General features: G+C 74.9%; 17 protein-coding genes. 11 read left to right on the forward strand and 6 right to left on the reverse strand.

Annotation, left to right across the window (positions count from 1 at the left end; genetic code table 11):
- Positions 1-55: 55 nt before the first annotated feature.
- The 6 genes from dctA (at position 56) to FGE12_RS06470 (ending at position 11,025) form a co-directional block, all read left to right on the forward strand.
- Positions 56-1,393, forward strand: coding sequence for a C4-dicarboxylate transporter DctA (gene dctA / locus FGE12_RS06445; protein ID WP_153865452.1), 1,338 nt, complete (start codon positions 56-58; stop codon positions 1,391-1,393).
- A 157-nt stretch (positions 1,394-1,550) separates the two neighbouring features.
- The gene (locus tag FGE12_RS06450) at positions 1,551-3,446 is read left to right on the forward strand and encodes an ATP-binding protein (protein ID WP_153865453.1); all 1,896 of its coding nucleotides are present in this window, start codon (positions 1,551-1,553) and stop codon (positions 3,444-3,446) included.
- A gap of 14 nt (positions 3,447-3,460) precedes the next feature.
- The gene (locus tag FGE12_RS29990) at positions 3,461-4,981 is read left to right on the forward strand and encodes a response regulator (protein ID WP_194797638.1); all 1,521 of its coding nucleotides are present in this window, start codon (positions 3,461-3,463) and stop codon (positions 4,979-4,981) included.
- Positions 4,978-5,934, forward strand: coding sequence for a FecR domain-containing protein (locus FGE12_RS06460; protein ID WP_153865454.1), 957 nt, complete (start codon positions 4,978-4,980; stop codon positions 5,932-5,934). The genes FGE12_RS29990 and FGE12_RS06460 overlap by 4 nt, the downstream gene beginning before the upstream one ends.
- Positions 5,934-7,910: a hypothetical protein gene (locus FGE12_RS06465; RefSeq protein ID WP_153865455.1), complete on the forward strand. Its 1,977-nt coding sequence runs from the start codon at positions 5,934-5,936 to the stop codon at positions 7,908-7,910. The genes FGE12_RS06460 and FGE12_RS06465 overlap by 1 nt, the downstream gene beginning before the upstream one ends.
- Positions 7,897-11,025: a hypothetical protein gene (locus FGE12_RS06470; RefSeq protein ID WP_153865456.1), complete on the forward strand. Its 3,129-nt coding sequence runs from the start codon at positions 7,897-7,899 to the stop codon at positions 11,023-11,025. The genes FGE12_RS06465 and FGE12_RS06470 overlap by 14 nt, the downstream gene beginning before the upstream one ends.
- 13 nt (positions 11,026-11,038) lie before the next feature.
- Here the strand turns inward: FGE12_RS06470 and FGE12_RS06475 are convergent, their stop codons facing one another.
- A complete protein-coding gene (locus FGE12_RS06475) occupies positions 11,039-12,613 on the reverse strand; it encodes a response regulator (protein ID WP_153865457.1) in 1,575 nt (524 codons plus the stop codon).
- 244 nt (positions 12,614-12,857) lie between these two features.
- On the opposite strand from FGE12_RS06475, the gene FGE12_RS06480 reads away from it, so the two are divergent.
- On the forward strand, positions 12,858-15,323 hold the full coding sequence (locus FGE12_RS06480; protein ID WP_153865458.1) for a hypothetical protein: 2,466 nt from the start codon (positions 12,858-12,860) through the stop codon (positions 15,321-15,323).
- Between the two features lie 52 nt (positions 15,324-15,375).
- Here the strand turns inward: FGE12_RS06480 and FGE12_RS06485 are convergent, their stop codons facing one another.
- From FGE12_RS06485 to FGE12_RS06495, 3 genes are all read right to left on the reverse strand, one after another.
- On the reverse strand, positions 15,376-17,457 hold the full coding sequence (locus FGE12_RS06485; RefSeq protein ID WP_153865459.1) for a vWA domain-containing protein: 2,082 nt from the start codon (positions 17,455-17,457) through the stop codon (positions 15,376-15,378).
- Positions 17,458-17,465: 8 nt separating this feature from the next.
- Positions 17,466-18,377 carry an FxLYD domain-containing protein gene (locus FGE12_RS06490; protein WP_153865460.1) on the reverse strand — a complete coding sequence of 304 codons (912 nt, stop codon included), beginning with the start codon at positions 18,375-18,377 and terminating at the stop codon, positions 17,466-17,468.
- Positions 18,378-18,820: 443 nt separating this feature from the next.
- Positions 18,821-19,684 carry a retropepsin-like aspartic protease gene (locus FGE12_RS06495; protein ID WP_153865461.1) on the reverse strand — a complete coding sequence of 288 codons (864 nt, stop codon included), beginning with the start codon at positions 19,682-19,684 and terminating at the stop codon, positions 18,821-18,823.
- A gap of 391 nt (positions 19,685-20,075) precedes the next feature.
- Between FGE12_RS06495 and FGE12_RS06500 the strand changes: the two genes are divergently transcribed.
- The 3 genes from FGE12_RS06500 to FGE12_RS06510 all read left to right on the forward strand — a co-directional run bounded on the left by FGE12_RS06500 (position 20,076) and on the right by FGE12_RS06510 (position 22,716).
- On the forward strand, positions 20,076-21,338 hold the full coding sequence (locus FGE12_RS06500) for a sensor histidine kinase (RefSeq protein WP_370458896.1): 1,263 nt from the start codon (positions 20,076-20,078) through the stop codon (positions 21,336-21,338).
- A gap of 96 nt (positions 21,339-21,434) precedes the next feature.
- Positions 21,435-21,989, forward strand: coding sequence for a hypothetical protein (locus FGE12_RS06505; protein ID WP_153865462.1), 555 nt, complete (start codon positions 21,435-21,437; stop codon positions 21,987-21,989).
- Between the two features lie 85 nt (positions 21,990-22,074).
- Positions 22,075-22,716, forward strand: coding sequence for an acetyltransferase (locus FGE12_RS06510; protein ID WP_194797639.1), 642 nt, complete (start codon positions 22,075-22,077; stop codon positions 22,714-22,716).
- A gap of 39 nt (positions 22,717-22,755) precedes the next feature.
- Here the strand turns inward: FGE12_RS06510 and FGE12_RS06515 are convergent, their stop codons facing one another.
- Positions 22,756-23,520, reverse strand: a complete 765-nt coding sequence (locus FGE12_RS06515; RefSeq protein ID WP_153865464.1) for a hypothetical protein — start codon at positions 23,518-23,520, stop codon at positions 22,756-22,758.
- Between the two features lie 86 nt (positions 23,521-23,606).
- Here FGE12_RS06515 and FGE12_RS06520 point away from each other — a divergent pair, with 86 nt between their 5' ends.
- Positions 23,607-24,101 (forward strand): hypothetical protein, encoded by a 495-nt coding sequence (locus FGE12_RS06520; RefSeq protein WP_153865465.1) that lies wholly within the window; start codon positions 23,607-23,609, stop codon positions 24,099-24,101.
- Positions 24,102-24,110: 9 nt separating this feature from the next.
- Here the strand turns inward: FGE12_RS06520 and FGE12_RS06525 are convergent, their stop codons facing one another.
- Positions 24,111-24,803 carry a hypothetical protein gene (locus tag FGE12_RS06525; protein ID WP_194797640.1) on the reverse strand — a complete coding sequence of 231 codons (693 nt, stop codon included), beginning with the start codon at positions 24,801-24,803 and terminating at the stop codon, positions 24,111-24,113.
- Between the last annotated feature and the right edge of the window lie 207 nt (positions 24,804-25,010).

Consider the following 25,010-nt stretch of genomic DNA (forward strand, 5'->3'; position numbering starts at 1 on the left):
GAGTCCCGCTGATGGCAACAATCACCCCCGGTCATCCAACCGGGAGTGAGACGCCATGGGCAGCGTGCACGCAGCAGGGGCGGGAGCGGCGCCGCTCCGCCGTCTTCCCTGGTACCGGCAGCTCTACGTGCAGGTGCTGGTGGCCATCGCGCTCGGCGTGCTGCTGGGCGCGCTCGCGCCCGAGACGGCCAAGAGCCTCAAGTGGCTGGGGGACGCGTTCATCGCCCTCATCAAGATGATGATCGCCCCGGTCATCTTCTGCACCATCGTGCACGGCATCGCCTCGATGGGAGACCTCAAGCGGGTGGGGCGCGTGGGGCTCAAGGCGCTGCTCTACTTCGAGGCGGTGTCCACGCTCGCGCTGCTCGCGGGCATCCTCGTGGGCGAGCTGGTGAAGCCGGGCGCGGGCTTCGGCGCGGACCCGAAGACGCTGGACCCCACTGCGGTGGCCACCTACGCGAGCGCCGCGGCGAAGATGACGCCGGTGGCGCACGTGCTCGCCATCATCCCGAAGAGCTACTTCGATGCGCTCGCGGGAGGTGAACTCCTCCAGGTCTTGCTCGTCGCCATCCTCACCGGCGTGGTCATCACCCGGATGGGAGAGCACGCCGCGCCGGTGACGCGGGCCATCCACACGGCGGGGCAGATCTTCTTCCGCATCATCGGGCTGGTGGTGAAGCTCGCGCCCCTGGGGGCCTTCGGCGCCATGGCCTTCACCATCGGCCAGTACGGCATCGGGAAGCTGGGCAACCTGGTGGGGCTGGTGCTGACCTTCTACGCGGCGAGCGCGCTCTTCGTCGTCGTGGTGCTCGGCGTCATCGCGCGGCTCGTCGGCTTCTCCATCTTCCGCTTCATCGCGTACATCAAGGACGAGCTGCTCATCGTGCTGGGCACCTCGTCCTCGGAGACGGTGCTGCCGCAGATGATGCTGAAGATGGAGGCTGCGGGGGCCTCCGAGTCGGTGGTGGGGCTGGTCATCCCCACCGGCTACAGCTTCAACCTGGACGGCACGAACATCTACATGACCTTGGCCACCCTGTTCCTCGCGCAGGCGGTGGGCGCGCACCTGACCTTCGGTCAGTACGCGACCATCATCCTGGTGGCGATGCTCACCTCCAAGGGCGCCTCGGGCGTGACGGGCGCGGGCTTCATCACGCTCGCGGCGACGCTGGCCGCCATCCCCAACAACCCGGTGCCCGTGGCCGCGATGGCGCTGGTGCTGGGCATCGACAAGTTCATGAGCGAGTGCCGCGCGCTCACGAACCTGGTGGGCAACGGGGTGGCGACCCTGGTGGTGAGCGCCTGGGAGGGTGAGCTCGACCGCGAGAAGCTGCGGCACCTGGGCGGCGTCGTGCCCGAGCCGCTCGCCTCGTCCGAGAGGGCGCCGAGGTAGGTCCCTGATCCCGGAGGCGGGGAAGTGTTGACCTACCTTGTAGGGAGAGGTGCTACCGCAAGGGCACAAGGCTGCAGTCGGGCTATAAAACAGGGCTGGGCGTGCTCCCCGTGCGTCTTCCCCGCGCACCGCGCCCTCCGCCGCAGCCCGGGCCCCCATGTCCTTCCGCCTCAAACTCCTGCTCGTGCTGGTGGTGACCGGAGTGGGCCCGGTGCTGCTCCTCGGCCTCTTCACCTTCTTCGCGAACCGCGACCACCTGCGCGAGACGGCGGGGCGGCTGCAGCTGCAGGCGGCGGTGGACATCGCGCGCTCCACGGGGCGCGACGTGCTGCGCGGCGTGGACGACCTGCGCGCCTCCGGCGACTACCTCGGCCTCGAGCGCCTGCAGCCGGAGCAGGTGGGCTCCGTGCTCGCCATCCCCTACCGCCAGCTGCGCGCGGTGAGTGCGCTCGCCGTGCTGGACGGGCGCGGCAACGCCGTGGCGCCCGCGGTGTACACGCCCGTCGAGCGGCCCGTGCCCGGCCGCACCGCCATGGATGCGGGCGCGCTGGAGGCCTTCTCCAGCCACGTGCCCTTCACGGCCGCGATGGCGAGCCGCGCCGCCGTGGGCCCTCCCTACGCCCCGCCCGGCGCGGCGGACGCGCGCGTGGCGCTCGCGGTGCGCCTGGGGACGGACGGCGAGGCCCCGGCGCGCCTGCTGGTGGCGGAGCTCGCGCTGCAGCAGCTGGGCGAGCGGCTGCGCGAGGCGGCCGGCAGCGGCGGCCGCGCGCTGCTGGTGGATGCGAGCGGCGCGCCGGTGACGCGTGTGACGGCGGGCGCTTCCGGCGAGGGCGCGCTGAGCGAGGGCGAGCTCGCGCTGGTGCGCGTGGGCCTGCGCGACCAGGCGCCCGCGATGCGCGCGGTGCAGGACGCCGCGGGGCGCGAGTGGCTCGCCGCCTTCGCACCGGTGCCGGACCTGGGCTGGGGTGTGCTCGTCACCCGCAGCGCCGAAGTGGCCTACGGACCGGCGCAGAGCGTGCGCCGCTACACGCTCTTCGGCACCGCGCTCGCGCTGCTCGCCGCCGCCGCGCTGGGCCTCGTGCTAGCGCGCGAGGTGAGCGCCCCGCTCGCGCGGCTCGCGGGCGCGGTGGAGGCGCTGGGCGAGGGCCGCTACGACACCCCCGTGCCCGTCACCTCCTCGGACGAGGTGGGGCAGCTCGGGCGCGCGCTCGCGCACATGGCCCAGGAGGTGCGCCGGCGCGACGGGGAGATCCGCACCTGGGGCGAGCAGCTGCAGCAGCGCGTGGACGAGAAGACGCGCGAGCTGCAGGAGGCGCACGCGCAGGTGGCCCGCAGCCGCCACCTCGCCGGCCTGGGCTCGCTCGCGGCCGGCGTGGCCCACGAGCTGAACAACCCCCTCACCGGCGTCATCGGGCTCGCGGGGCTCCTGCGCCGCGAGGTGAAGGGGCCGCCGGGCGAGAAGATGATCTCCGCGCTGCTCGAGCAGGCCCAGCGCATCGCCACCATCGCGCGGCGCGTGCGCGAGATGGTGGACCAGGAGCGCCAGGGCGCCGGCGTGCGCTTCAGCCTCCTGCAGCCGGTGCGCGCCGCGCTCGAGGAGCTGCAGCCCGCGCTCGACGCGCGCCCCAACGTCTCGCTCGTGCTCGAGCTGCCTGAAGAGCAGACCGGAGACGTGGGGGAGGACGCGCTCGAGGTGGAGGGCCACCCGGAGAGCCTCAAGCAGCTCGTCACCCACCTCGTGCAGAACGCGCTCACCGCCATGCAGGAGCGCGGCGGGCAGCTCACGGTGGGCTGCGGCGCGGGCGCGCCCGGGGCCTTGCGCCTCTGGGTGGCCGACACCGGCTGCGGCATCCCGGAGCGGCTGCGCGAGCGCATCTTCGATCCCTTCTTCACCACCAAGGCCGAGTCGAACCGCCTGGGGCTGGGGCTCTCGCTCTGCCACCAGATCGTCGACGCCCACCACGGCCGCATCCGCGTGGAGAGCACCGAGGGGGTGGGCTCCACCTTCACCGTGCTGCTTCCCCAGGCGGCGGAAGGAGCACACCTCCAGTGAGCCAGCGCCCCCCCATGCCTCCTCCCCCCAATGCCGAGGGCCTGGACCTGCTCACGCCCGGGCTCGTCCACGAGATGCGCCACCCGCTGCTGGGCATCAAGGCGGGGCTGCAGTTCCTCGAGCGCCGCCTGGGCGAGAGCCTCTCGGGCCTCGAGGAGTGGTCGCTGGTGAAGGGGCAGCTGGGAAGGCTCGAGGAGCTGTTCCGCAACTACGAGGAGTTCCTCCACCCGGAGATGGTGCAGCCCGCGCCCTTCGAGGTGCACGAGGCGATGGGGCGCGCGCTGATGCTGCTGCGCTTCCAGCTGCGCAAGCTGGGCCCGCGCTTCACGGTGGAGGGAGACGAGCCGGGCCGGCGCGCGCGCGGCACGCCCACCGCCCTGGTGCACGCGCTCACCAACGTGCTGGCGAACGCCCTGGACGCGCTCGCGGAGGCGGGCGGCACCGGCCGGCTCGCACTGCGCACGCTCACGCTTGCGGACGGCGCGCTCGAGGTGCGCGTGAGCGACGAGGGCCCCGGAATCCCACCTGACCTCGCGGAGAGCATCTTCGAGCCGCGCTTCACCACGAAGCCGCCCGGCAAGGGCAGCGGCCTGGGCCTGAGCGTCGCGCGGCACATGCTCGCCTCCGCGGGCGGGAGCATCTGCCTCGTGCAGCCAGGAGACCCGCTGCGCCTCGCGTGGGCGCGCACCGAGTTCGCCATCCACCTGCCCAGCGCGGACGCGCCGCCCGAGGAGGCCGTGGCGGAAGCCGTGCCCGCCCAGGGCCCGCTGCGGGTGCTGGTGGTGGACGACGAGGAGGTGCTGCTGCAGGTGTACCAGCAGCTGCTCGAGGAGGAGGGCATGCAGGTGGCGACCGCGCCCTCGGGCGAGGGCGCCCTGGCGCAGCTGGGCACCGCGCGCTTCGACCTGCTGCTCACGGACAAGAACATGCCCGGCATGGACGGGCTGGAGCTCGCGGGCCGCGCGCGCCAGCTCGCCCCGCACATGGCGGTGGTGATGGTGACGGCGTACGGCTCGGCGGACAGTGCCCAGCGCCTGCGCGAGCTGGGGGCCGAGGACTACCTCACCAAGCCCTTCGACCTGGAGGCGCTCGGCCTGCGCCTGCGCGCCGCCGTGGCGCGCCGCCGCCAGCGCCTCGCGGCCGCTGCGTCCTCTGGGCCCGCTGGCTCCGAGCCGCGCGGGCCCGTGGCCGTGGTGCTGCGCGAGGAGGCGCAGCGGCGCGCGGTGGGCGCGGCGCTCGAGGCCCTGCAGCGCGCGGTGGTGCAGGCCCCGGGCGTGGAGGAGGCGCTCGCCGCGGGGCCGCACGCGCTGGTGGTGGGCGCGGGCAGCCTCACGCCGCCCGCCCTGCTCGCGCTGTGGCGCGCGCAGGCGGCCGGCCGCAGGCTGCAGCTGGTGGTGCAGCGCGAGGGCGCGAGCGAGCGCGAGGCGGCCGCGGTGCTCTCCGCCGGCGCCTGCGCGGAGCTGCCCCGGGCCGCGCTCCCCGAGACGCTGCAGGTGGCGCTCGCGCTCGCGCTGGGCCCCCAGGTGCCGCGATGAGCCCCGGCACGCGAAAGGATGGGAGCGGGGCCGGGCGGCTGCTCGCGCTCTCCGCGGTGTGCCTGCTGGCGGTGGCGCTGCTCGGACTCTGGACCTTCCGCCGCTTCGTGGCGGAGCCCGAGGGAGGGCCCGCGCTCTCGCCCTCGCCGGTGCCCCCGGTCGCGCAGGCCGCGCCTTCCGCGAAGCCCGAGCTGGTGGTGACGGCGCTGGAGGGCACCGTGGAGCGCGGCGCGGCGGGCCGCTGGCAGCCGGTGCGCGTGGGCGAGGTGGTGGCGCCGGAGCAGACCCTGCGCACCGCGGCGCGCGCGCACGCAGAGCTGTCGGTGGGCGGCGAGGGGGCGCGACTCGTGCTGCCCGAGCGCTCCGAGCTGCAGGTGGGCGGGCTCACCCGCGCCTCCCACCGCTTCCGCCTCACCCGCGGCCGCGTGCAGGTGGACTACGCACCCGAGGGCGCGCGCGAGGTGCGCATCGAGAGCGACAGCGGCGCGGTGGCCCAGGCCAGCGGCGCGCGCTTCTGGATGCTCGCCTCGGGCACCGTGGTGGCGGTGGCCGCCGAGCGCGGCCTCGTCAACCTCTCGGCGGCCGGCCGCGAGGTGCAGGTGCGCGAGGGCCAGCAGGCGGTGGTGGTGAAGGGCGGCGCCCCGCAGGCGCCCACCGCCATCCCCTTGGACGTGCTGCTCTCGGTGGCGCGCACCGCGCAGCGGTCCGGCGCCTGCGCGGTGGTGGAGGGGCGCGTGGAGCCGGGCAGCGAGTTGCTCGTGGATGGCGAGCCCATGGCGGTCGTCGCCGACGGCCGCTTCCGCCTCACGCTCCCGCAGCGCGGCAGCGCGCGCGAGGCCCTGCTGGTGGTGAAGGACCCGCGCGGCAAGACGCGCGAGCAGCGCATCGCCTGCCTCACGCAGGCGCCGGAAGACGACCCCACGGCCAGCGTGCGCATCGACTGGACCCAGTGATGCGCGCCCGCCTCGTCCACATCGGCCTGCTCGCGGCCCTCGCGCTGCCCGCGCGCGCGCAGGAGGCAGTGCTCGCGCCTGCAGCGGCGGCGTCCGAGACGCCCGCGCCCGCGGCGCCGCCCTCTGCGACGCCTGCTGCGGCTGCGCCGCCCGCCGCCTCTGTGCGCGCCTCGCTCCAGCACCTGCAGCTGGGCGTGGATGCCGAGGCGCAGCTGAGCCTCACGCTGCCTGCGGGCGCGCGCGAGGTGCGCGTGCAGGCGAGCTGCGGCCGCGTGGAGGCGCTGCAGGAGGTGGCGCCCGGGCAGTGGACGGCGCGCTACCTCCCGCCCGCGCCGCTCTACCCGCAGCTGGCGATCATCGCCATGACGGCGCTGGACGGGCAGGCCCCGCTGCACACCTGGACGGTGCTCCCACTGTGGGGCAAGGGGCGCGCCGAGGTGCGCACCCGGCCGCACCGGTCCACGCTGCTGCGCATCGGGGAGAACAGCTTCGGGCCGGTGGAGGCGGACGCCTCGGGCATCGCGCGCGTCGCGGTGGTGGTGCCGCCGGGCTTTCGCGAGGGCTGGGCGGGCGAGCAGCGCGTGGACCTGCAGCTGCCGCCGGTGCCGCGCGTGTACGCGATGCCCGGCCTCGAGCGGGTGAGCGCGGACGCCGACACCGTGGTGCCCGTGCGCGTCTACGCCGTCACCCCCGAGGGCACCCCGCGCACCGACGGCGCCTTCGTGTTGGAGGCGGAGCGCGGCGCGCTCGCGCCCCTGAGTCCCCAGGGCCCCGGCGTGTACGAGACGCGCTGGAGTCTGCCGCCCGGGCCCGCCGGGGCGGTGGCGCTGAGCGGCCACTCCGAGGACGGCAGCGAGACCTTCGGCGCCCGCGTGACGGTGGAGCCCGGCCCCGCGCGCACGGCCCGCCTGCAGCTGCAGCCGGAGGTGCTGGTGGCCGGCAGCGAGGAGGGCCTGCGCGCGCAGGTGGAGGCCTTCGACCGCGGCGGCAACCGCGTCGCGGCGCCGCTGCAGCTGCGCTGGGCGGAAGGAGCGCCGAGGCCACTGCAGAGCTCGAGCGCCGAGGCCGTCTCGCTCGCACTGCCCGCTCCCTCGGACCTCCGGGGCAGGGTGCGCGCGGCGATGCAGGTGCTGGGGCCGGACGGCAGCGTGCTGACGCAGCGCGAGGTGGCGCTGCGCGCCGCGGAGCCCGCCCAGCTCGCGGTGGAGGGCGGGCCGGACGGGCTGGAGGCGGATGGCCGCACCCCCCTCGTGCTGCGCGTGCTGGTGCGCGACCGCTTCGGAAACCCCGTGCGCGAGCAGGCGCCGCAGGTGAAGAGTCCCACGGACCCGCTCCCCGCGCTGCAGCCCACGGCCGCGGGCGGCTGGGAGCTGCACTACGTGCCGCAGCCGCTCGCGCAGGAGCGCGCGGCGCAGGTGCAGGTGCGTGCCGGGGCGCTCTTCGCCGAGCGCGCGCTGCGGCTGCGACCCCACCGGCCGCGCCTCTCGGTCGCCGCGCGCGCGGGGCTGCTCGCCAACGTGGGCACGGTGCGCTCGCCCACCGTGGGCCTGCAGCTGCACGCCTGGCCGCGGCTGCTCTCCGAGGACCTGGGCCTGAGCGTGGACCTCGGCTACCTGCCGCTGGGCGCGGGCGGGAGCGTCGCGCCCGGCCTCGAGGCCCGCGCCCACGCGTGGCTGCTCGCCGCCGGGCCCAGCTACCGGCTGCGGCCGCGCGCGGGCCTCGAGCTGTGGGTGGGGGCGGGGCCCAGCGTGGGGCGGCTGAGCGCGAGCACCTCCTTCGGCGGCGGCACCCCGGTGCAGTCCTCCGGCAGCGCGCTGGGCGTGCAGGGCTGGGTGGGCGCGAGCCGGCGCCTCGGGCCGGGCGCGCCCTTCGTGGAGCTGCGCACCGTGGCGCTCTCCGACCCGGGGCTCGCCACCCTGCGCGGCAGCCTCCTCGCCGCGAGCCTCCAGCTGGGGTACCGCCTTGACCTGCGCTGAGCGCGGACCGCGCTCCGTCGGGCCGCGGGCGCTGGGCCTGCTGCTGCTGCTGCTGCTGCTCGCGGCCTGCGCGGGGCAGGGTGGGGGAGACGCGCCCGCGCCCGCCTCCGTGCACCCGGCGCGCGGCGTGAGCCTGCAGGCCACGCCGGTGGTCATCGAGGGCGCGCGCTTCGAGCCGCTCGCGGTGCGCCACCTGAGCGGGAGCGAGGCGGTGGAGGTGGACGCGCGCTTCGCGGCCGCGCTCGGTGCGGTGGCGCTCGAGCAGGTGGTGTGGCGCGACGCCGCGCACCTGGAGGCGGTGGTGCCCGCGGGCCTCGCGCCCGGGCTCTACCGCCTCACGGTGACGGGGCCCCGCGGAGCGCAGGGCAGCCTGGAGGCGGCCTTCCAGGTGGTGGACCAGCCCTTCGCGCGCCTCACCGCGCAGGCCGAGCTGCCGCGCAGCGCGATCGCTCCGGGAGAGGCGCTGGCGCTCGGTGCCACGCTCGAGAACGCGGGCGACGGCGCGCTGACGGGGCTCTCCGCCACGCTCGTGCAGGAGGGGACCGGCGCGGTGGACGTGGAGGCGGCGGCGTCCGGTGAGGAGGTGCTCGCTGCCGGCGGCAGCGTGCAGCGCGCGTGGACGGTGCGCGGCCGCAGCCCCGGCGAGGTGCGCCTCTTCGTGGAGGCGCGCGGCGTGGACGCGGAGAGCGGGCTGGAGGTGACGGCGCGCACGGCGCTCGCGCCGCTGCGGGTGCTCGGTCCCGCGGTCCTGCAGGCCTCGCTCTCGCTCACGCCGCAGACGGTGAACATCGGCAGCAACGTCGCGGTGGCGCTCACCGTGCGCAACGTGGGCGAGCTCGGCGCGCTCGACGTGCAGCCCCAGCCCCTCGCGGTGGAGGGCAGCGCCGCCCTCGTCCGGGTCAGCGGGCCGGATGCGGCGGGCTTCACCCTCGGGGCCGGAGAGGCGCGCACGGTGCAGTACGTGCTGCGGGCGCTGTCCGCGGGGCAGGCGCAGGTGCGCGCCTCCGTGAGTGCACGCGAGGCTTTCAGCGGCGCGGCCCTCGTGGCCGAGCCCGCGGCGGTTCCCCTCACGGAGCTCGTCCCGGCCACGCTGCAGGGCGCGCTCGTGCTGCCCGCGCAGGTGAGCGTGGGGCAGGACTTCGAGGTGTCCCTGGACGTGCGCAACACGGGCGAGTCCGCGGCAGAGGGACTGCAGCCCTCCGTCGTTCCGACGAGCGGCGCCGTGACGCTGACGGCCACCCCCGCGGCCCAGGACGTGCCCGGCGGGCAGCTGCGCCGCTTCACCTTCGGGGTGCACGCGAACGCCGCAGGCCGGCCCACGCTGAGCGCCACGGGCAGCGCGGTGGACGCGACGAGCGGCGCGCCCGTGTCGCTGTCCACGGGCCCCTCGCCCGAGCTCCCGGTGCAGTCTCCACCGGTGCTCACCGCGACCCTCACCGCGCCCGCGAGTGTCGAGCTCCGCGACGCCTTCGACGTGGTGCTCACCGTGCGCAACACGGGCCAGGCCGACGCGGCGGACGTCGTGCCGACGGCGCTGGCCCCCAGCGCGCCCGCGCTCGTCACGCAACTGAGCGCCCCGCCTGCCACGGGCGTCGCGGTGGCCGCGGGCAGCAGCGCCACCTTCACGTGGCGCCTTCGCGCGCAGCAGGTGGGCAGCCTGAGCTTCGCTGCGAGCGCGGGGGGACGTGACACCAACAGCGGCGCGGCGGTGTCCGCGGCGCAGGCCACCTCCGCGCCCACCCGCGTCTCGCTCGTGCGCGAGCTCGCGGCGGACCCCTTCGCCGACGGAACGTCCTTCAGCTTCCTCGCCACCTATGGGGGGCGCCTGCTCCTGGGCCCCTCGAAGAACGGCACCGGTGCGGTGGCGATGAACGCGGACGGCACGGGCGCGCAGAGCCTCGCCTTCAGCCTCCCGAGAGACCCCGGGACCGGCAAGGCCACGAGCAACAAGGCCGCGGCGCCGTACCCCTCCATCGGCGCCACCGGCTGCGCGAAGGACACGCTCGCCTGCGGGCCGGACAACGAGGACGGGCGCGGCGTCTTCTTCAGCGGCGTGGGCGGCGGCAGCGAGTTCCTCGGCGTGGCGGGTGGGCGCTCGGCCGGGGACTGGAACTACGTGTACCTCACGCGCGACAGCAGCGGCCCGCTGCGCTTCAGCTTCGTGGACCTGAAGGACGCGCCGCCCGGCCCTGCCACGCGCGGCGTGTCCTCGGCCCGCTTCGTCAACGGCGCGCTCTACCTCGGGCTGCCGGACGACGGCGGCAACCGGCCCTACTTCATCCGGCTGCGCACCTTCCCCAGTGGCCAGGGCGGCGGGCTGGACGCGGTGGGGGGCACGGACGCGCTCAACCTGGACCTGGACGATGTGCCCACGATGGGCGTGAACGGCAGCCCGAAGAACGCCGCCAGCACCATCGGTGTCGACGCGCTCGGGGACTTCGGCGGGCTGCTCTACCTCGCGAACAACGGCGGCTGGCTGCGCGCCACCGTGGCGGAGCCCCGCTCGTACGTGGCCTCTCCCGCGGACTGGAAGCTCGTCACGCCCACGGCCGCGGCCTACGGCGCCCACGTCTCGCAGGAGCTGCCGCGGAGCGCGGACCTGGAGCCCGCGGACAAGGCGGTGCCCTTCTTCGCCGTGCTGCAGGGCCGGCTCTACGCCGCGCGCAACACCCTCAGCGGCCCGCAGCTGTGGGTGTGCAACCCCGCCACCGTCGCGCCGCTCGCGGACTGCGACGCGGGCGACTGGCAGCTCTTCGCCCCCAACACCACGGGCACGCTCACGCTGAGCCAGTTCAACACCGCGGCCAACGCGCAGGTGACGCTGCTCGCCGCCTCAACCACGCGCCTCTACGTGGGCTTCAACAACGCGGGCGGTGCCGTGGTGTACCGCAGCAAGGATGCGGCTCCGGCAAGCGCGGCGGACTTCGAGGGGCAGGGCGGCTGCGCCGCGGCGCAGGGCGCGGGCAGCTGCCCGGGGCTCGGCGGCAACGGGCTGGGGGCGGGCGCGCAGCGCCTCTACGACAGCGCCGTGCTGCGCAGCTCCGGCCGGGACTTCGTCTACGTCACGGCCGGAAGCCCCGGCGCGCCGGTGCGCGTGTTCCGCATCGTGGAGTAGGCGCCAGCGCGCGCTAGCCCACCACCGCGCGCAGGAGGCGCTTGAGGGACTGGGCGTGGTGGGGCTTCTCCAGCACGCGGTCCGCGTGGCGCTCGGTGAAGGCCTGCACGCCCTGACTGAAGGTGTCCGCCGTGACGAAGAGCACGCGCTCGGCCTGCTCGGGCGCCACCTGCTGCAGCCGCGCGAAGACGTCCATGCCGGTGAGGTCCGGCATCTGCAGGTCGAGCACGATCGCGTCGTAGCGCTCGCCGGCCTCCACGGCTGCGAGCACTTGCTGGCCGCGGGTGACGGCCTCCACGTCGTGCTCGCGCTCGAGCAGCCGCGCGAGCGCCGTGCCCACCGCCTCGTCGTCGTCCGCCACCAGCACGCGCCCCCGCCGGGTGCTGCGGTCCATCACCACCACGCTCTCGCGCTTCTGGGGCGCGGCGGCGGAGAGGCCCGGCAGCTCCACCCGGAAGGTGGTGCCCTGGCCCACGCTGCTGCTGACCTGGAGGCTGCCGCCCAGCTCGTCCACGATGGACTTGCAGATGGAGAGGCCCAGGCCGGTGCCCTGGCCCGCGGGCTTGGTGGTGAAGAAGGGCTGGAAGAGGCGCGGCAGGTGCTCGGGCGCGATGCCGCAGCCCGTGTCCTGCACCTCGATGACGACGCGTTCGCCCGGCGCGCGCGCGAGCCGCACCCGCACCTTGTGCTCCAGGGGGTTGCCGGGCGGGATGGCCTGGGCCGCGTTGACGAGCAGGTTGAGCAGCAGCTGCCCCAGCTTCGCCTCGCTACCGCGCACCGGCGGCACGTCTTCGTAGTCGCGCTCGAGCTGCGCGCGCTGGCGCAGGTGCAGGCTGGCCATCTTCAGCGTGGCCTCGAGCGCGGCGCGCACGTCCACGCTGCGCTGCGCGTCCTCGTCGGGCCGCGCGAAGGTGCGCACGTCGCGCACCAGCTGCCGCATGCGCTCGGCTCCGTCGCGCGTCTCGGTGAGCACCTGCGTGAGGCGCTGCAGGCGTGCCCCCAGCGCGTCGCCCGCCCTCTGGGCCTCCTGTACCTCCGCGGTCGCGCGCGGGAGCTCGCGATGGAGGTACTCGAGGTTGGCGAGCACGTAGGTGAGCGGGTTGTTCAGCTCGTGCACGATGCCGGCCGCGAGCGTGCCCAGCGAGATGAGCCGGTCGCTCTGGCGCACCGAGCCCTGCAGCCGCTCGTGGTCCTCGGCCAGCTGGTGCTGCTCGAGCGCCCGGCCGATGCGGTGCGTGAGGCCGTCCAGGTCGAAGGGCTTGAGCAGGTAGTCCCAGGCGCCCAGCCGCAGCGCCTCGATGGAGCTCTCCAGGTTGCCGTACGCCGTCATCACCACGGCGAGGCACGCGGGCTGCTCCGCGCGCAGCCAGCGCAAGAGCTCCAGCCCGCTCTCGCCGATGAGGTTCTTGTCGATGAGGGCGCAGGCGAAGCGCTCCACCTGCGCCGCGGCGCGCGCCTCGGCCGCGGTGGAGGCCTCCACGGCCCTCACCCCCAGGTCCTCGAGCACCCGCAGGATGACGTAGCGGACGGAGGCCTCGTCATCGACGACGAGCACACATCCGCGGGAGGGGTCGAAGCGAGGGCTCATGGGGAGTGACAGCGGAGATGGGGAGGCGCGCGGATCGTGTCATGCGCCCGCCCCGCACGAAAATTCGGGCCCCTCGCCCCCTTGCCCCAGTGAACAGGCTTCCACCGGCCCCTCCCCGCGGGCCATGTAAGTGGCGCAGCTTGTCAAGAGAGCCACCCGCCTCCGGCCTCCCGCCCCATGACACGGCGCGCCTACGGGCGGGGCGGCGGACGTGTCATTTTCCTGCGCTTTCGGACGTACGCGCATGTCTCCCCGGCCCCCGCTCCCCATCGCCCCGCTCGGGGCTGCGCTGCTCTTGCTGTGGCTCGCGGCTGCGTGCGGCCGTGCGCCGGGAAGCGAGCTGGACCCGCGCCCCGCGCGCCTGGTTCCGGCGCGAGGCGTGCGCCAGCTGCCGGTGCCGGTGCGCATCGAGGGAGAGAACTTCCAGCCGGTCGCCGTGCGGCAGCTGAGCGGCGGGGCGCCGGTGCGGCTGGATCAGGGCTTCCAGGCCCTGCTCGGGGACGTGGCGCTGCAGGAGGTGGAGTGGGTGGACGCGCGCACGCTGCGCGCGCAGGTGCCCGCGGGGCTCGCGCCAGGGCTCTACCCGCTCACGGTGGTGGGCCCGCTGGGGCGGCGCGTGGCGCTGAAGGACGCGTACCGCGTGACGGACGGGCCCTTCGGCGAGCGCGCCGCGGCGCTCGTGGCCACGCTCGCCGCGTCGCCACCGGTGGTGAGCGAGGGCCAGTTGCTCACCCTCACGCTGCAGGTGCAGAACACCGGAGACGCCACGGCCCTCTCCGTCGAGCCCGGTAGCCCTGCGCTCGGCGGCAGCGCGGGCCTCGGCCTCGTCTCGGGGCCCACGCCCGCCAGCGCCAGCGTGGCGGGCGGCGCGAGCCAGAGCTTCCGCTGGACCTACCGGGCGAGCACCAGCGGCACCGCCACGCTGCAGGTGGGCGCGAGCGGCACCGACGCCACGGACGGCCACACCGCCACCGCGGCCTCCGCCAGCGCGAGCGTCGCCGTGCAGCCGCCCGCGAGCCTCGCCGCCACGCTCTCCTCGCCCGGCGTCGTCGGGCTGGGCGACACCTTCACCGTGACCCTGACCGTGCGCAACGACGGCGGCACGGCGGCGAACGCCGTCGCGCCTTCGGCGCTGCAGCCGGGCGGCACCGCGACGGCCACGCGGGTGAGCGGCCCCGCGCCCACCTCCGCCACGCTGCCGGCCGGCGCCTCGCAGGACTTCACCTGGCGCTACACGGCCACCACCGAGGGCTCCCTGTCGCTCTCCGGCAGCGCGAGCGGCACGGACGCGAACAGCGGCGGCCCCGTCACTGCTGCCTCCACGGCCACCACCTCGCTCATCCGCCGCGCCACCGAGGTGGCCAGCGACCCCTTCGGCGACGGCACCCGCTTCTCCTACGTCTTCAGGTACGACGGGCGCATCTACCTGGGCCCCAACAAGAGCGGCAGCGGCGGCGTGCGCATGCTGCCGGACGGCTCGGGCGCGCAGAGCTTCGCCTTCTCGTTCCCGAAGGACACGACGAGCCACTTCAGCATCAACACCTCGAGCGGGCCCTTTCCCTCCATCGGACGCCCGGGCTGCACGCTCAACACCTCCGAGTGCGGCCCGGACAACGAGACCGGCCGCGGGCTCTTCTTCACCGGCACCGTGAACGGGCAGGAGTGGCTCACGGCGACCGGCACGAAGGCGCAGGACTGGAACTACCTCTACATGACCCCCGACAAGGACGACGTGCTCGACTTCCGCTACGTCGATCTGAACACCTTCGCCGGTGGCCAGGCGCGCGGCCTCTCCGCCGCGCGCTTCTACGCCAACAGCCTCTACCTCGGCGTGCCGGACACCACGGGAAACAGGCCGGGCGTCTTCGTGCTGCGGCGCACCCCGGACGTGGCACCCGGCCTCGACGTGCCCAACGACGGCAGCGCGCAGGACCTGGCGCTCGGCGGCTTCGAGTACTTCGGCGGGAGCACCACCCTGGGCGCCAAGGCGAACCCCGCCGCGCTGGTGGGCGTGGACGCGATGGCCGAGCTCAACGGCATGCTGTACCTCGCGAACAACGGCGGCTGCGTGCGCACCACCCGCAACGACCCGCGCCCCTTCAAGGACTTCCCGGGCGACTGGGCCACCTGCCGCCCCACCGCGTCCGCGTACACGGCGCTCACCTCCATCACCCTGTCCTCGGGCGCGGACCTGGAGCCCGCGGACCGCGCGGTGCCGGCGCTGGTGCCCTTCGGCGGGCGGCTGTACATGGCGCGCAACACCACCTCGGGGCCGCAGCTCTTCGCGTGCTCGCCGGGCGCCACCGGCGCTGCCAGCGACTGCGACGCGGGCGACTGGTCGCTGGTGGCACCCAACAGCAGCGGCGACGCGCGGCTCACGCAGTTCGACACCGCGGGCAACACGCGCCTCACGCTGCTCGCCGCGACCGCGTCGCACCTCTACGTGGGCTTCAACAACGCGGACAACGGCCTCGTCCTCTTCCGCACCAGCAGCCCCACCGCGAGCGCGCGCAGCGACTTCCGCGGCCTGCTGGACTGCCCGGCGGACCAGGCCCCGGGAGACTGCCAGGGCCTGGGACAGAACGGGCTCGGCGTCGGCGCAACCCGCATCTTCGACAGCGTGGCGCTCGGCTTCGACGGCAAGAGCTACTTGTTCCTGACGGCCGGCACCGGGACGAGCGCGGTACGCGTGTTCCGCATCGCGGACTGAGGGCGCGCAGGAGGAGGCCTCCTGCGCGCCCGCTCGTCACGTCACGCGCGCCTCAGGGCACCGTCGCGTCGAAGGACTGGCCGTCGTCCACGCAGGCGGTGTTCACGCCCTGGTCGTGCGGCGCGCACACCTGCACGCTGCCCGCCGTCTGGGCGCCCTTGCTGTCGGTGGCGACGAAGCGCACGCGGTACACGCGGTCGCTGCCCGAGCCGGAGCGCTCCGCGCGCAGCTGTGCGCGAGAAGTGCCCACGCCGGTGGCGTCCGGCGCGGTGTTGCCCGAGCCCTGTCCGCGCACCGGCTCGTCCTGGGTGACGCCGGTGATGGTGATGCTCACCGCGTCCCCGTCCGGGTCGCGCACGTTGAGGATGTCCACCGCGGTGAGGTCGTGGTTCGCCGGCCACAGCGACGCGACGCTGGGCACCGCGCCCGAGACGTCCGGCGGGTGGTTGCCGCCGGTGCCGCCGCCGCCGTCGTCACCACCGCCGCCATCGTCCGGAGGAGGTCCGGTCACGGTGCCGATGGCCTCCGCGAGCGCGTCCACCACCTCGGAGGCGGTCGCCGCGGGGAACACCTCGCCGCCGGTGGCGTGCGACAGGTAGGTGAGCTGGGAGAGCGCCTGCCAGTCGAAGCCGATGACCACGCTGTGGATGTGCACGGGGCTGGGCGTGGTGCCGAGACTGGGCGCGGCGGCGGCCAGCGTGGTGGACGCCAGGGTCACGCTGCCCTCCGGGGCGAGCGCTGCCGCCGCGGCCGTCTGCACGCTCACGTCCTGCGCGAGCGCGATGACGCTGCCGGTGGAGGCGCCGGTGAAGGGGTCCGGATCGTGGCCGGGCGCGTCCGTCATCAGGATGATGGCGCGCTCCACCATGTCCCCCTCGCGCCAGGGCGTGAGCCCGTCCGCGTCGAGGGTGTGGGTGAGCGCCGTCATGGCCGCCTCGGGCGTGTCGTTGCCGCCGCCCGCGGACGTGGGCAGCGCGCCCACCACGCTCGCCTGTTGGTTGCTGAAGGGCAGGCGCGCCAGGTACGGGTAGTCCCCCGGGTCTCCGTAGGGGTTGCTGGGGAAGTCCTTGTAGTCCACCACGGCCACGCGCGTGCCCTCGGACACGTTGCCGTTCTCGTCCGGGGGCTCGATGAGCTTGGACACGAGGCTGGACGCGCCGGCGCGCACGGCGCCGAGGTCGTCCCACATGGAGCCGGTGGTGTCGATGGCGAGCGCCACGTCCGTGCAGTCCTTCAGCCAGGTGCAGATGCGCTGCGGCTTCTCCCAGGAGAGGCCCCCGCGCGCGTTGGTCCCGAAGGAGCGCTTGGCGGACACGAAGGTGTCGTAGCCGGTCAGCTTCTTGGGCCAGTGCCGCTCCTCGGTGCGGTTGCGGTCGAAGGAGACGAAGGGGAAGGTGAGCGGCGAGACGCCCGGCTTGCCCTCCCAGGGCTTGAAGGTGAAGCCCCCCGTGGTGCCCTCGGCCTTGGACGGGTCGATGAGCGCGCAGTCGAAGGGGCTCTTCGTGTCGGTCGCCGGGGCGCACCGGTGCCACTCCATGCCGCCCTTGGACGAGACGCTCGGGTCCTCGGTGATGACGAGCGCGTCCTTCGAGGCGTCGTAGATGTCGTTGAAGATGGTCTCGCACCCGCCGTCCTTGCAGGCGTACCAGGCACCCCACGCCGCCTTGCGCTTGCCGGCCTTGGTGGTGGCCTTGCTCGAGCGCCAGCGGCGCAGCACCTCGCCCGCCACCACGGGCGCGGCGCGCGCGGTGTCCACGGCGGCCGGGGCGGCCACGTCCGCGCCGAGGCCCGCGGAGTCCAGTTGCCACATGCCGACGCCGGCGTGGAAGAAGGCCCGCACGTACTTGGGCTGGGTGCCGCCGAAGGACTCGAGGCTGGACTGCAGGTCGAAGCGGCCCAGCGCCATGGGCGAGGGCACGCCCGTCACCTTGGCAGCGGACTCGTCGTAGGTGATGGCGATGAGCATCGCCGCGAGCTCGTTCGCCTTGAGGTCCGTCACCTTCCGGTTGGCCGCGAGGCCGGAGGCGGCCGCGCTCTTCGCGTCCGCGAGGGGCCCGCTGCCGAAGCGGTAGGCGGCGTGTGCGGGGAGCGCCAGGGCGAGCAGCAACAGCGAGAGCAGTCGATGGTTGCGCATGGCGGTCCTCACTTTCCGGAGACCCAGTAGATGCGGGACAGGGTGTGCAGCGAGGCCGCATCGGGCCCGCTCACGGTGACGGGGGCGAACTGCGCGCTCGCCTCCTCGTAGGTGGTGTCCACGTCCTCGGGCGCGGGCTCGGTGACGAGCGCGACGACGCGGCCCTTGTCGAGCCACGCCACCGCGAGCGTCACGCTCGAGGCGGGCGTGCCGAGCGCGCGGAAGCCCACGCTCTGCACGTAGGGGTAGGGCGCGTCCTGGCGCGGCTCACCGCGGAAGCTGGGGGCGCCCTGGGGCAGCTCCCAGCCGGCCTGCACCAGGTAGTCGCGGGTGGCGCCCGGCAGGGGCGCCTCCGCGCGCACGCTCCAGCGCACCTGCGCGACGCTCGTCGCCGGCACGCCCGACTCGAGCGAGAAGGGGGCGGGCTCACCCGGCCGCAGCAGCGACACCGGCGCCTGCGCGCTCAAGGTGTCCAGCACCGCGCCGTCCGCGCCCACCAGCTCCGCCTGCACCGTGGCCACGCCCACCGCGGCCGCGGTGTCGTTGCGCACCAGGCCCAGGGCGCTCCAGCCTCCGGTGCCGAAGTCGCGCACCGTGAGCGAGTCGGGCACGAGCACCACGCCCGCACCGCTCACCTCGGCCGCGTAGCCGGGGCCCTCGTAGCCGCGCAGGGCCGTGGGCACGCGCGGTGCCGCGGCGCGGGCGGCCCTCGACGGCGGCGCGCCGCACTTGCGCCCCTCGCCGGGCCGCACCGCCTTGAGGCAGCCGTCGGCGTCGTACACCTCCGGGTGCAGCGCCTCGCGCGACGGCAGCTCCGGCAGCGGCACCGGCGTGCGCGCCGCCTGCGCCCACGCCGAACCCGCAAAGACGAAACAGGCCGCGGCTGCAAGCAGCCGCACCCAGGTTCTCTCGAGCATCATGTGTGTGCTTCCCCCTCTGCCGCGCACGGATGCGCCCGGCACCTACACGGTAGGAGAAGACTTGCGGGCGCTGCTAGAGGGGGGCGCATGACGCGCGCGCCCGGCGCGCCGCGTCGAGCCCGGACTGGTCCTCGCGTGCAGTTGACGGGCGCCCGCTGCCCGAGCTGATGCGCGAGCACGGAATCACGAACGAGGAGCAGTACCTGGCGAAGCGCCCGCTCTTCGCCGCGAAGCCGGACTACACGCTCACCCTCCAGCACGGCATGCCCTGGTTCCAGCGCTACGAGCTGCGGGTGGATGGCGGCGCGTGGAAGCAGGTGCCGGGGGACACGCTGCCCCTGAAGCTGCACCCCGGGCTCAACACCCTCGAGGTGCGCGCGGTGAACCAGGCCGGGGCCGCCGGCCCCGTGAACCGGATGAAGATCCGCTGCGCGGCCGACGCCTCAAGGGGTCAGGCGCAGGCGGTGGTGCGCGAGATCGAAGGTGAGCGCGAAGCGCTGCAGGAAGCCACTGCCCACCAGCAGCTCCGTCTGCAGCTCCGGGCTGAACACCACGTGCGGGTGCTCCTCGCGAAAGGCGCCGAGCTCGAGCGGGACCGTGAGCTCGCCCACGCGGGTGTCCGTGGTGCCGAAGGCCTGGTTCCACAGGCGCGGGCCCTCCTTCGCGGGCGCGCGCAGGGGCAGCTCCGACTCCATCGCCGCCGGCACGTAGAAGTCGCCGCGCGCCCCCGTGTCCAGGTTGAACCACAGCGTGCGCGCTCCCGCCCGGAAGGGCACGTAGGGCATCCGCTCGCGCAGCGCGTAGTCCACGATGCCGCGCCCATCGGCCGGGGGGAGGGCGCCCTGCGCGGCCCAGGTGAGCGTGCGGCCGGGGTAGTCGAGCGTGAGCAGCCCCTCGGTGAAGACGTTGAAGCCGAGCACGCCATCCACGTCGAGCTCCGGCTCGACCACGGCCGCCACGTCCACGAGCCGCACGCTGCCCAGCTCGAGCGCCTGCACCTGCACCACCTCCCGGCCCTTTCCGGAGTAGAGCACCCGCAGTCCCGCCGCCTGCGCAACGGAGCGGTTCACCGAGACGACGTTGCCTCCCGCATCCACGAGGAAGCGGAAGGGGCCCTTCCCGTCCAGCCGCACGAGGACGATGGGCTGGGTCACCTCGCCGACGAGGCGCACCGAGGTGAGCGGCGCGGCGCGCTCCACGCGGGCGGCGCCGGCGCGCACCCGGGCGAGCAGCGCCGGGCTCAGGCCGGAGCCGCAGCCGAGCAGGAGCAGGAGGGAGAGACGGAACGCGAGGAACGTTGCACGCACGAGGCACCTCTTGCGCGTCGCCCCCGAGTTTCACCGTGGCACTTGGTGTCGGGCGCGTCGCGACGAGGGGTGCGCGGCGGGGTGCCTCCCGCCGTGTTGCTCGCGCGACGATGGCGGGCCGAGCGCGCAGCTGTCAAGCCGCGTGGCTGGACCACACGCCCACGCTGCAGCACGGCATGCCCGCGTTCCAGCGCTGCGGGCGGCGGGATGGAGATCCGCTGTGCCGCCGAACCCTGAGCCCCCGCTCCCGGGGCCCGCCTGCCCGCCCGCGGGTCCCCCGGGGCGGGTGTGCCCGCAACCGGACCTTCGGCGGCGGGCAGCGCGGGGCTCCGCTGCCGCCGGGGCGCGCGGCGGTTACGGTGAGGCATCCCGTACGCCCCCTCCCGCTCCCGTGACTCCCCCTTCCGATGGTGCAAGCCCCAGCGACGCCGAGCTCGAGCAGCTGCGGCTGCGGCAGTTCCTCGGCGCGATGCTGCCCATCGCGCTCGCGTACTTCGCCGTGTACGGCGCGCTCGCCCTGCTGCTGCACAGCGCGGCGCTCGCGGGTGGGGCGGTGGCGGTGCTCCCGTACGTCGTGGCGCTGCTGCTCGCGCGCCGCGCCGCCCGGCGGGGCGAGGTGCGCCGCGCGGCGCTGCTCACCGGCTACGCGCTGCTGCTGATGGTGGCGCTGGGCGCCGTCTTCCTGCACTTCCTGCTCGGCGCGCTGCTGCTCATCCCGCTCGCCGCGGTGGCCATGCTGCTGCCGCAGCTCGAGGGCCGGGCGCTGAGCCGCTTCCTCGTGGCGTCCTTCCTCGTGGAGCTGTGGGTGGTGCTCTGGGACGGGGTGGCCCCACCGCTGCTGCCGCAGCCGCCGCTGTGGCTGCAGCGCGGCGTGCTCGTCAGCGCGGTGGCCGCGAGCGTGGCGCTCACGCTGCGGCTGCTGTGGGTGGATGCGCGGCGGCTGCGCCAGAGCCTCTCGGGCGCCGAGGCCGCCGTGCGGCTGCGCGACGAGTTCCTCTCCGTGGCCAGCCACGAGCTGAAGACCCCGCTCACCCCGCTGCGCATGCGGCTGCACGGATTCGGGCGCGACCTCGCGCGCGGCGCACCGCCCGAGCGGCTGCGCACGCACGTGGAGGTGATGGAGCGGCAGGTGCGCCGGCTCGGGGACCTGGTGAACACGCTGCTGGACGTCACCCGCCTCGGCAGCGGCCGGCTCGAGCTCGCGCCGGAGCCGGTGGAGCTCGGCGCGCTGGTGCGCGAGGTGGCGCTGCGCTTCGAGCTCGAGGCCGAGCAGGCCGGCGTGCAGCTCGAGGTGGCGCCGGCCGCGCCCGTGGTGGGCGCGTGGGACCGGCTGCGGCTCGAGCAGGTGCTGGGGAACCTCGTCTCCAACGCGCTCAAGTACGGCGCGGGCAAGCCCGTGCACCTGAGCGTGGACGCCCAGGACGGCTGGGCACGGGTGGCGGTGCAGGACGCGGGCATCGGCATCGCACCCGAGGCCCAGGCGCGCATCTTCGGGAAGTTCGAGCGCGCCGTCTCCGAGCGCCACTACGGCGGGCTGGGGCTGGGGCTCTACGTGAGCCAGCAGCTCGCCCAGGCGCTCGGGGGAAGCATCGGCGTGCAGAGCGAGCCGGGCCGGGGCGCGCGCTTCACCGTGCGCCTGCCGCTGCAGGGGTAGCGCGCAGGCCGCGCGGTGCGCGGGTGTACGCCTTGACGCTCGCGGCGCGCCTGCGCTGAGGTCGAGTCCTCCCCGCGCAGGAAAGGTCTCCCGGCCATGGAAGTCAAAGGCGTCGCGTTCCTCGCGCGGCAGTCGCTCGTGATGCAGCAGCACGGAGAGGCCGCCTGGCGCGCCTTCCTCACGGACTTCGCGCGCAAGGAGCCGGTGTTCGGCCAGCCGGTGATGCCCATCAGCCGCATCCCGGCCCCCGCCTTCATCGCCTTCAACGACGCGCTGCTCGAGCACTTCGAGGGCGGCGACACGCAGGCGTACTGGCGCTACGGCGAGGCGAGCGGCCGCTACGCGCTGGGCCAGGGCCAGCTCAAGGGCATGTTCGGCCCCGGCGAGTTCCGGCGCTTCCTGCAGTTCAGCCCTGCCATCTGGCGCGGCTACTTCACCGCCGGCGAGCTGGTGGTGCAGCTGAAGGACGCGGAGACCACCGACCTGCGCATCGTGGGCGTGCCCCATCCGCACGTGTACTTCGAGTACGCGGTGATGGGCTTCGCCAAGGCGGGGCTCGAGCTGCTCAGTCCCCAGGCGCTGCAGGTGGAGCGGCTCAAGGGCTTCAGCCAGGGCGACCCCGAGGTGCACTACCGCGTCCGCGCGGCCTGAGCCCTCGCGCTGCGACCCGGGTGCAGGTGCCGGCGGGGCGCCCCGGCCCTATCTCTCGCCGATGGATGTGCGGGATGACACGGGCGTGCTGGTCCTCGGTGCGGGCGGCCACGGGAAGTCCGTGCTCGGCATCCTCCTGACGCTCGGGCGCCGGGTGGTCGGCCTGCTCGACGATGCGCAGGGCACCTGGGGCAGGCGGGTGCTCGGGGTGCCCGTGCTGGGGCCGCTCGACGCGCTTCGCGAGCACCCCGCGTGTGACGTCGCGCACGGCCTCGGGGACAACCGTCTGCGCCGCGAGCTGGTGGAGCGCTTTCCGGCGGCGCGCTGGCTCACGGTGATCGACCCGGGCGCGCGCGTGGACCCGTCGGCGCGCGTCGGCGCGGGCACCTCGGTCTTCTTCGGTGCCTTCCTCGGGCCGGACGCGGTGGCCGGTGCGCACGCCATCGTCAGCGTCCACAGCATGGTCGGGCACGACGCGGTGCTCGGGGACTTCGTGCAGGTGGCGCCCGGGGTGCAGGTGGGCGGCGGGGCGCGCATCGAGGCCGAGGCGATGCTGGGCCTCGGCAGCGCGGTCTGCCCGGGCGTCCGCATCGGGGCGCGCTGCACGCTCGGGGCGGGCGCCGTGGCGCTGCACGACCTGCCGGAGGACTGCCTCGCCGTGGGCGTCCCGGCCCGCCCGCGCCCCGCGTCGCTGCCGGAGCCGAGCAGCGCGGCTCCTGCCCGCTGAGCGGGTGGGGGGACTCGCGGACCGGGCCCGCCCGCGACCTCAGCGCGTGCCGGGCGCCGTGCCCGACGCCCCCTCACCGCGCTCGGCAGTGGCCACCGCGCGCGCGAGCGGCCTCCACAGCGCGAGCAGCGCGAGCACCACGAGGCTGTCGGTGACGGCGATGACCCACGGCACGCCCGCGCCCAGCAGGGCTTCGGGCGCGAGCCCGTCGAGGCGCGTCTCGAGCGGGCGCAGCAGCACGCTCCAGAGCATGGGCACCAGCAGGAGCGCGAGCGTCCAGCGCGCGCGCGGCCAGCCCGGGGCGGCGGCGCGCGCGAGCGCCCACACGGGTGGGCCCATGAGGGCGAGGGCAGCCACCCCGATGACGGGCCGCCACGCGCTCGCGTCGCCCAGCAGCGCGCGGGCCACCAGCCCCTCGTCGCCGCCTCGGCCCGTGGCCACCGTCACCAGGCGCGCGAGCGGCATCTGCGCCGCGAGCAGCGCCGCGCCCCACGCGGCCGCGCCTCCCCCGCGCCAGAGCAGCCCCGCGCCCACGTACATGAGGCCGTAGGTGAAGAGCGGCCCGGCGGCCGTGGCCAGCACGGCCCAGGGCCGGGCCTCGTAGCAGCCCGGCGCCACGGTGAAGGTCCAGAAGTACAGCCGCCCGAAGCCTCCGCACAGCGGCGCGGCCACCAGGTGGTGCGTGAGCTCGTGCGCCTGCGCCGAGAGGAAGGTGAGCGGCAGCAGCGCGAGCAGGAGGCGGGGCGTGGGGGACAGGGTGGGCGGCATGGAGGGCGAGACGCGCGAGCTGCCGCACCATTGCATGCCCGGGTCCGCGCAGCCCCATCCCCCGCGTTTGCCCCGCCCCGGCGGCGCGTGGTCTCCTGCGCGCTCCTGCGAAAGAGGAGTCCATGGTCGAGCAAGACGTCGGGTCGTTCGAGGCGCTCCACACCCCCGCGCTCAGCACGGGCATCGTGTACCAGGTCTACGTGTCGGAGCAGCGGCTCGTCGCAGTGAAGATCGGCGGCCAGTTCGACGGGGGCAAGGCCTTCACGATGCAGCTGGGCCTCATCGGCGCGATCATCGCGCACTTCCTGGACAAACGCGTGCAGCGCAAGCGCGCGGTGCTCCGGCAGCTGTGGGCGTCGCGGCCGCTCGACGAGCTGCGGGCCCTGGACCCGAAGAACTTCGAGCTGCCCTTCGAGGCGCTCACCGGCGTGGAGCTGAAGAAGGCGAAGCTGGGCTTCCTCGGCGGAAGCCAGGCCACGCTGCTGCTGCGCAAGAGCGAGGGCAAGCCCATGGAGCTCACGCTGCAGAGCAAGGCCGCCGCGATGGAGGCGCTGCGCGTGCTCGAGCAGCGGCTGCAGGGGCGGCTGCAGGTGGACCCCAGGCTGCGCGCGGCCTGAGCCGGTCGCTCACCCCGCGGCGCTGGCGCCGCTGCCCGCCTCGCGCTCGCAGCGGTCCTTGAGGATGGCGAGGATGTAGCGCTGCACGTCGCGCATCACGAAGTCCGTCCACGCGCCCGAGTACGGGTTGAAGTGGGTGGAGAGCCGGTGCGTGCTGGAGAGGTGCAGCCGCACGCGCCGCGCGCCCAGGGGCTCGATGCGGTAGCGACCGTCGAGCACGTCGAAGTAGGGGCCTCCCACCGTCACGTGCGCGTCCAGCGCGGTGGGCGGGATGGTGCTGGGGTCGGCGCGAATGGAGAAGGCGAGCTCGCGCTCGGGCACCCACGTCGTCACGGTCTCCACGAAGACCACGCCGCGCTCGAACGACGCGTGGCGCACGCCGCCCACGCCCTCGTGCGAGAGCGTGGCCTCCACGGGGCGCGGGAAGCCGATGAGGTGCGAGAGCGCCGGCCGGTGCTCCTCGGGCTGGAAGGCGCGCACGCGGATGATGTGCTGCCAGACGACCGCGGGCGGCGCCTCGATGTCGATGGCGGTGTCCACCTCGCGCAGCTGCCGGCTCGCTGCCACCTGGCTCTCGAGCGGCGCCATGAGGAAGGGGAGCAGCAGCACGGCCACCGTGTAGCGCCCGGTGCTCGCGCCACGTTTGCGCTGCAGGTGGCCCACGAGCCCCGCCAGCGCGCCCCCCAGGCTCGCGAGCACCATGTTCAGCGGCAGCCACAGGAAGATGCAGATGATGCCCTCCCAGGCGAGCGCCAGCGCCGCCGCGAGCGAGAGCAGCGCGGCCGCCTAGTTGGACTGCGCGAGATGCAGAAGGGCTCGCACGGGGTGTGCGCCCGGGAGGTAGGCGAGAGGGCTGGCGTGTTGCATCCCTGAGGAGGCACACGTCATGGCCCGAGCTGCTGCTGCTGC

Origin of the sequence: Aggregicoccus sp. 17bor-14 (genome assembly GCF_009659535.1) — a bacterium.
Lineage (GTDB): Bacteria > Myxococcota > Myxococcia > Myxococcales > Myxococcaceae > Aggregicoccus.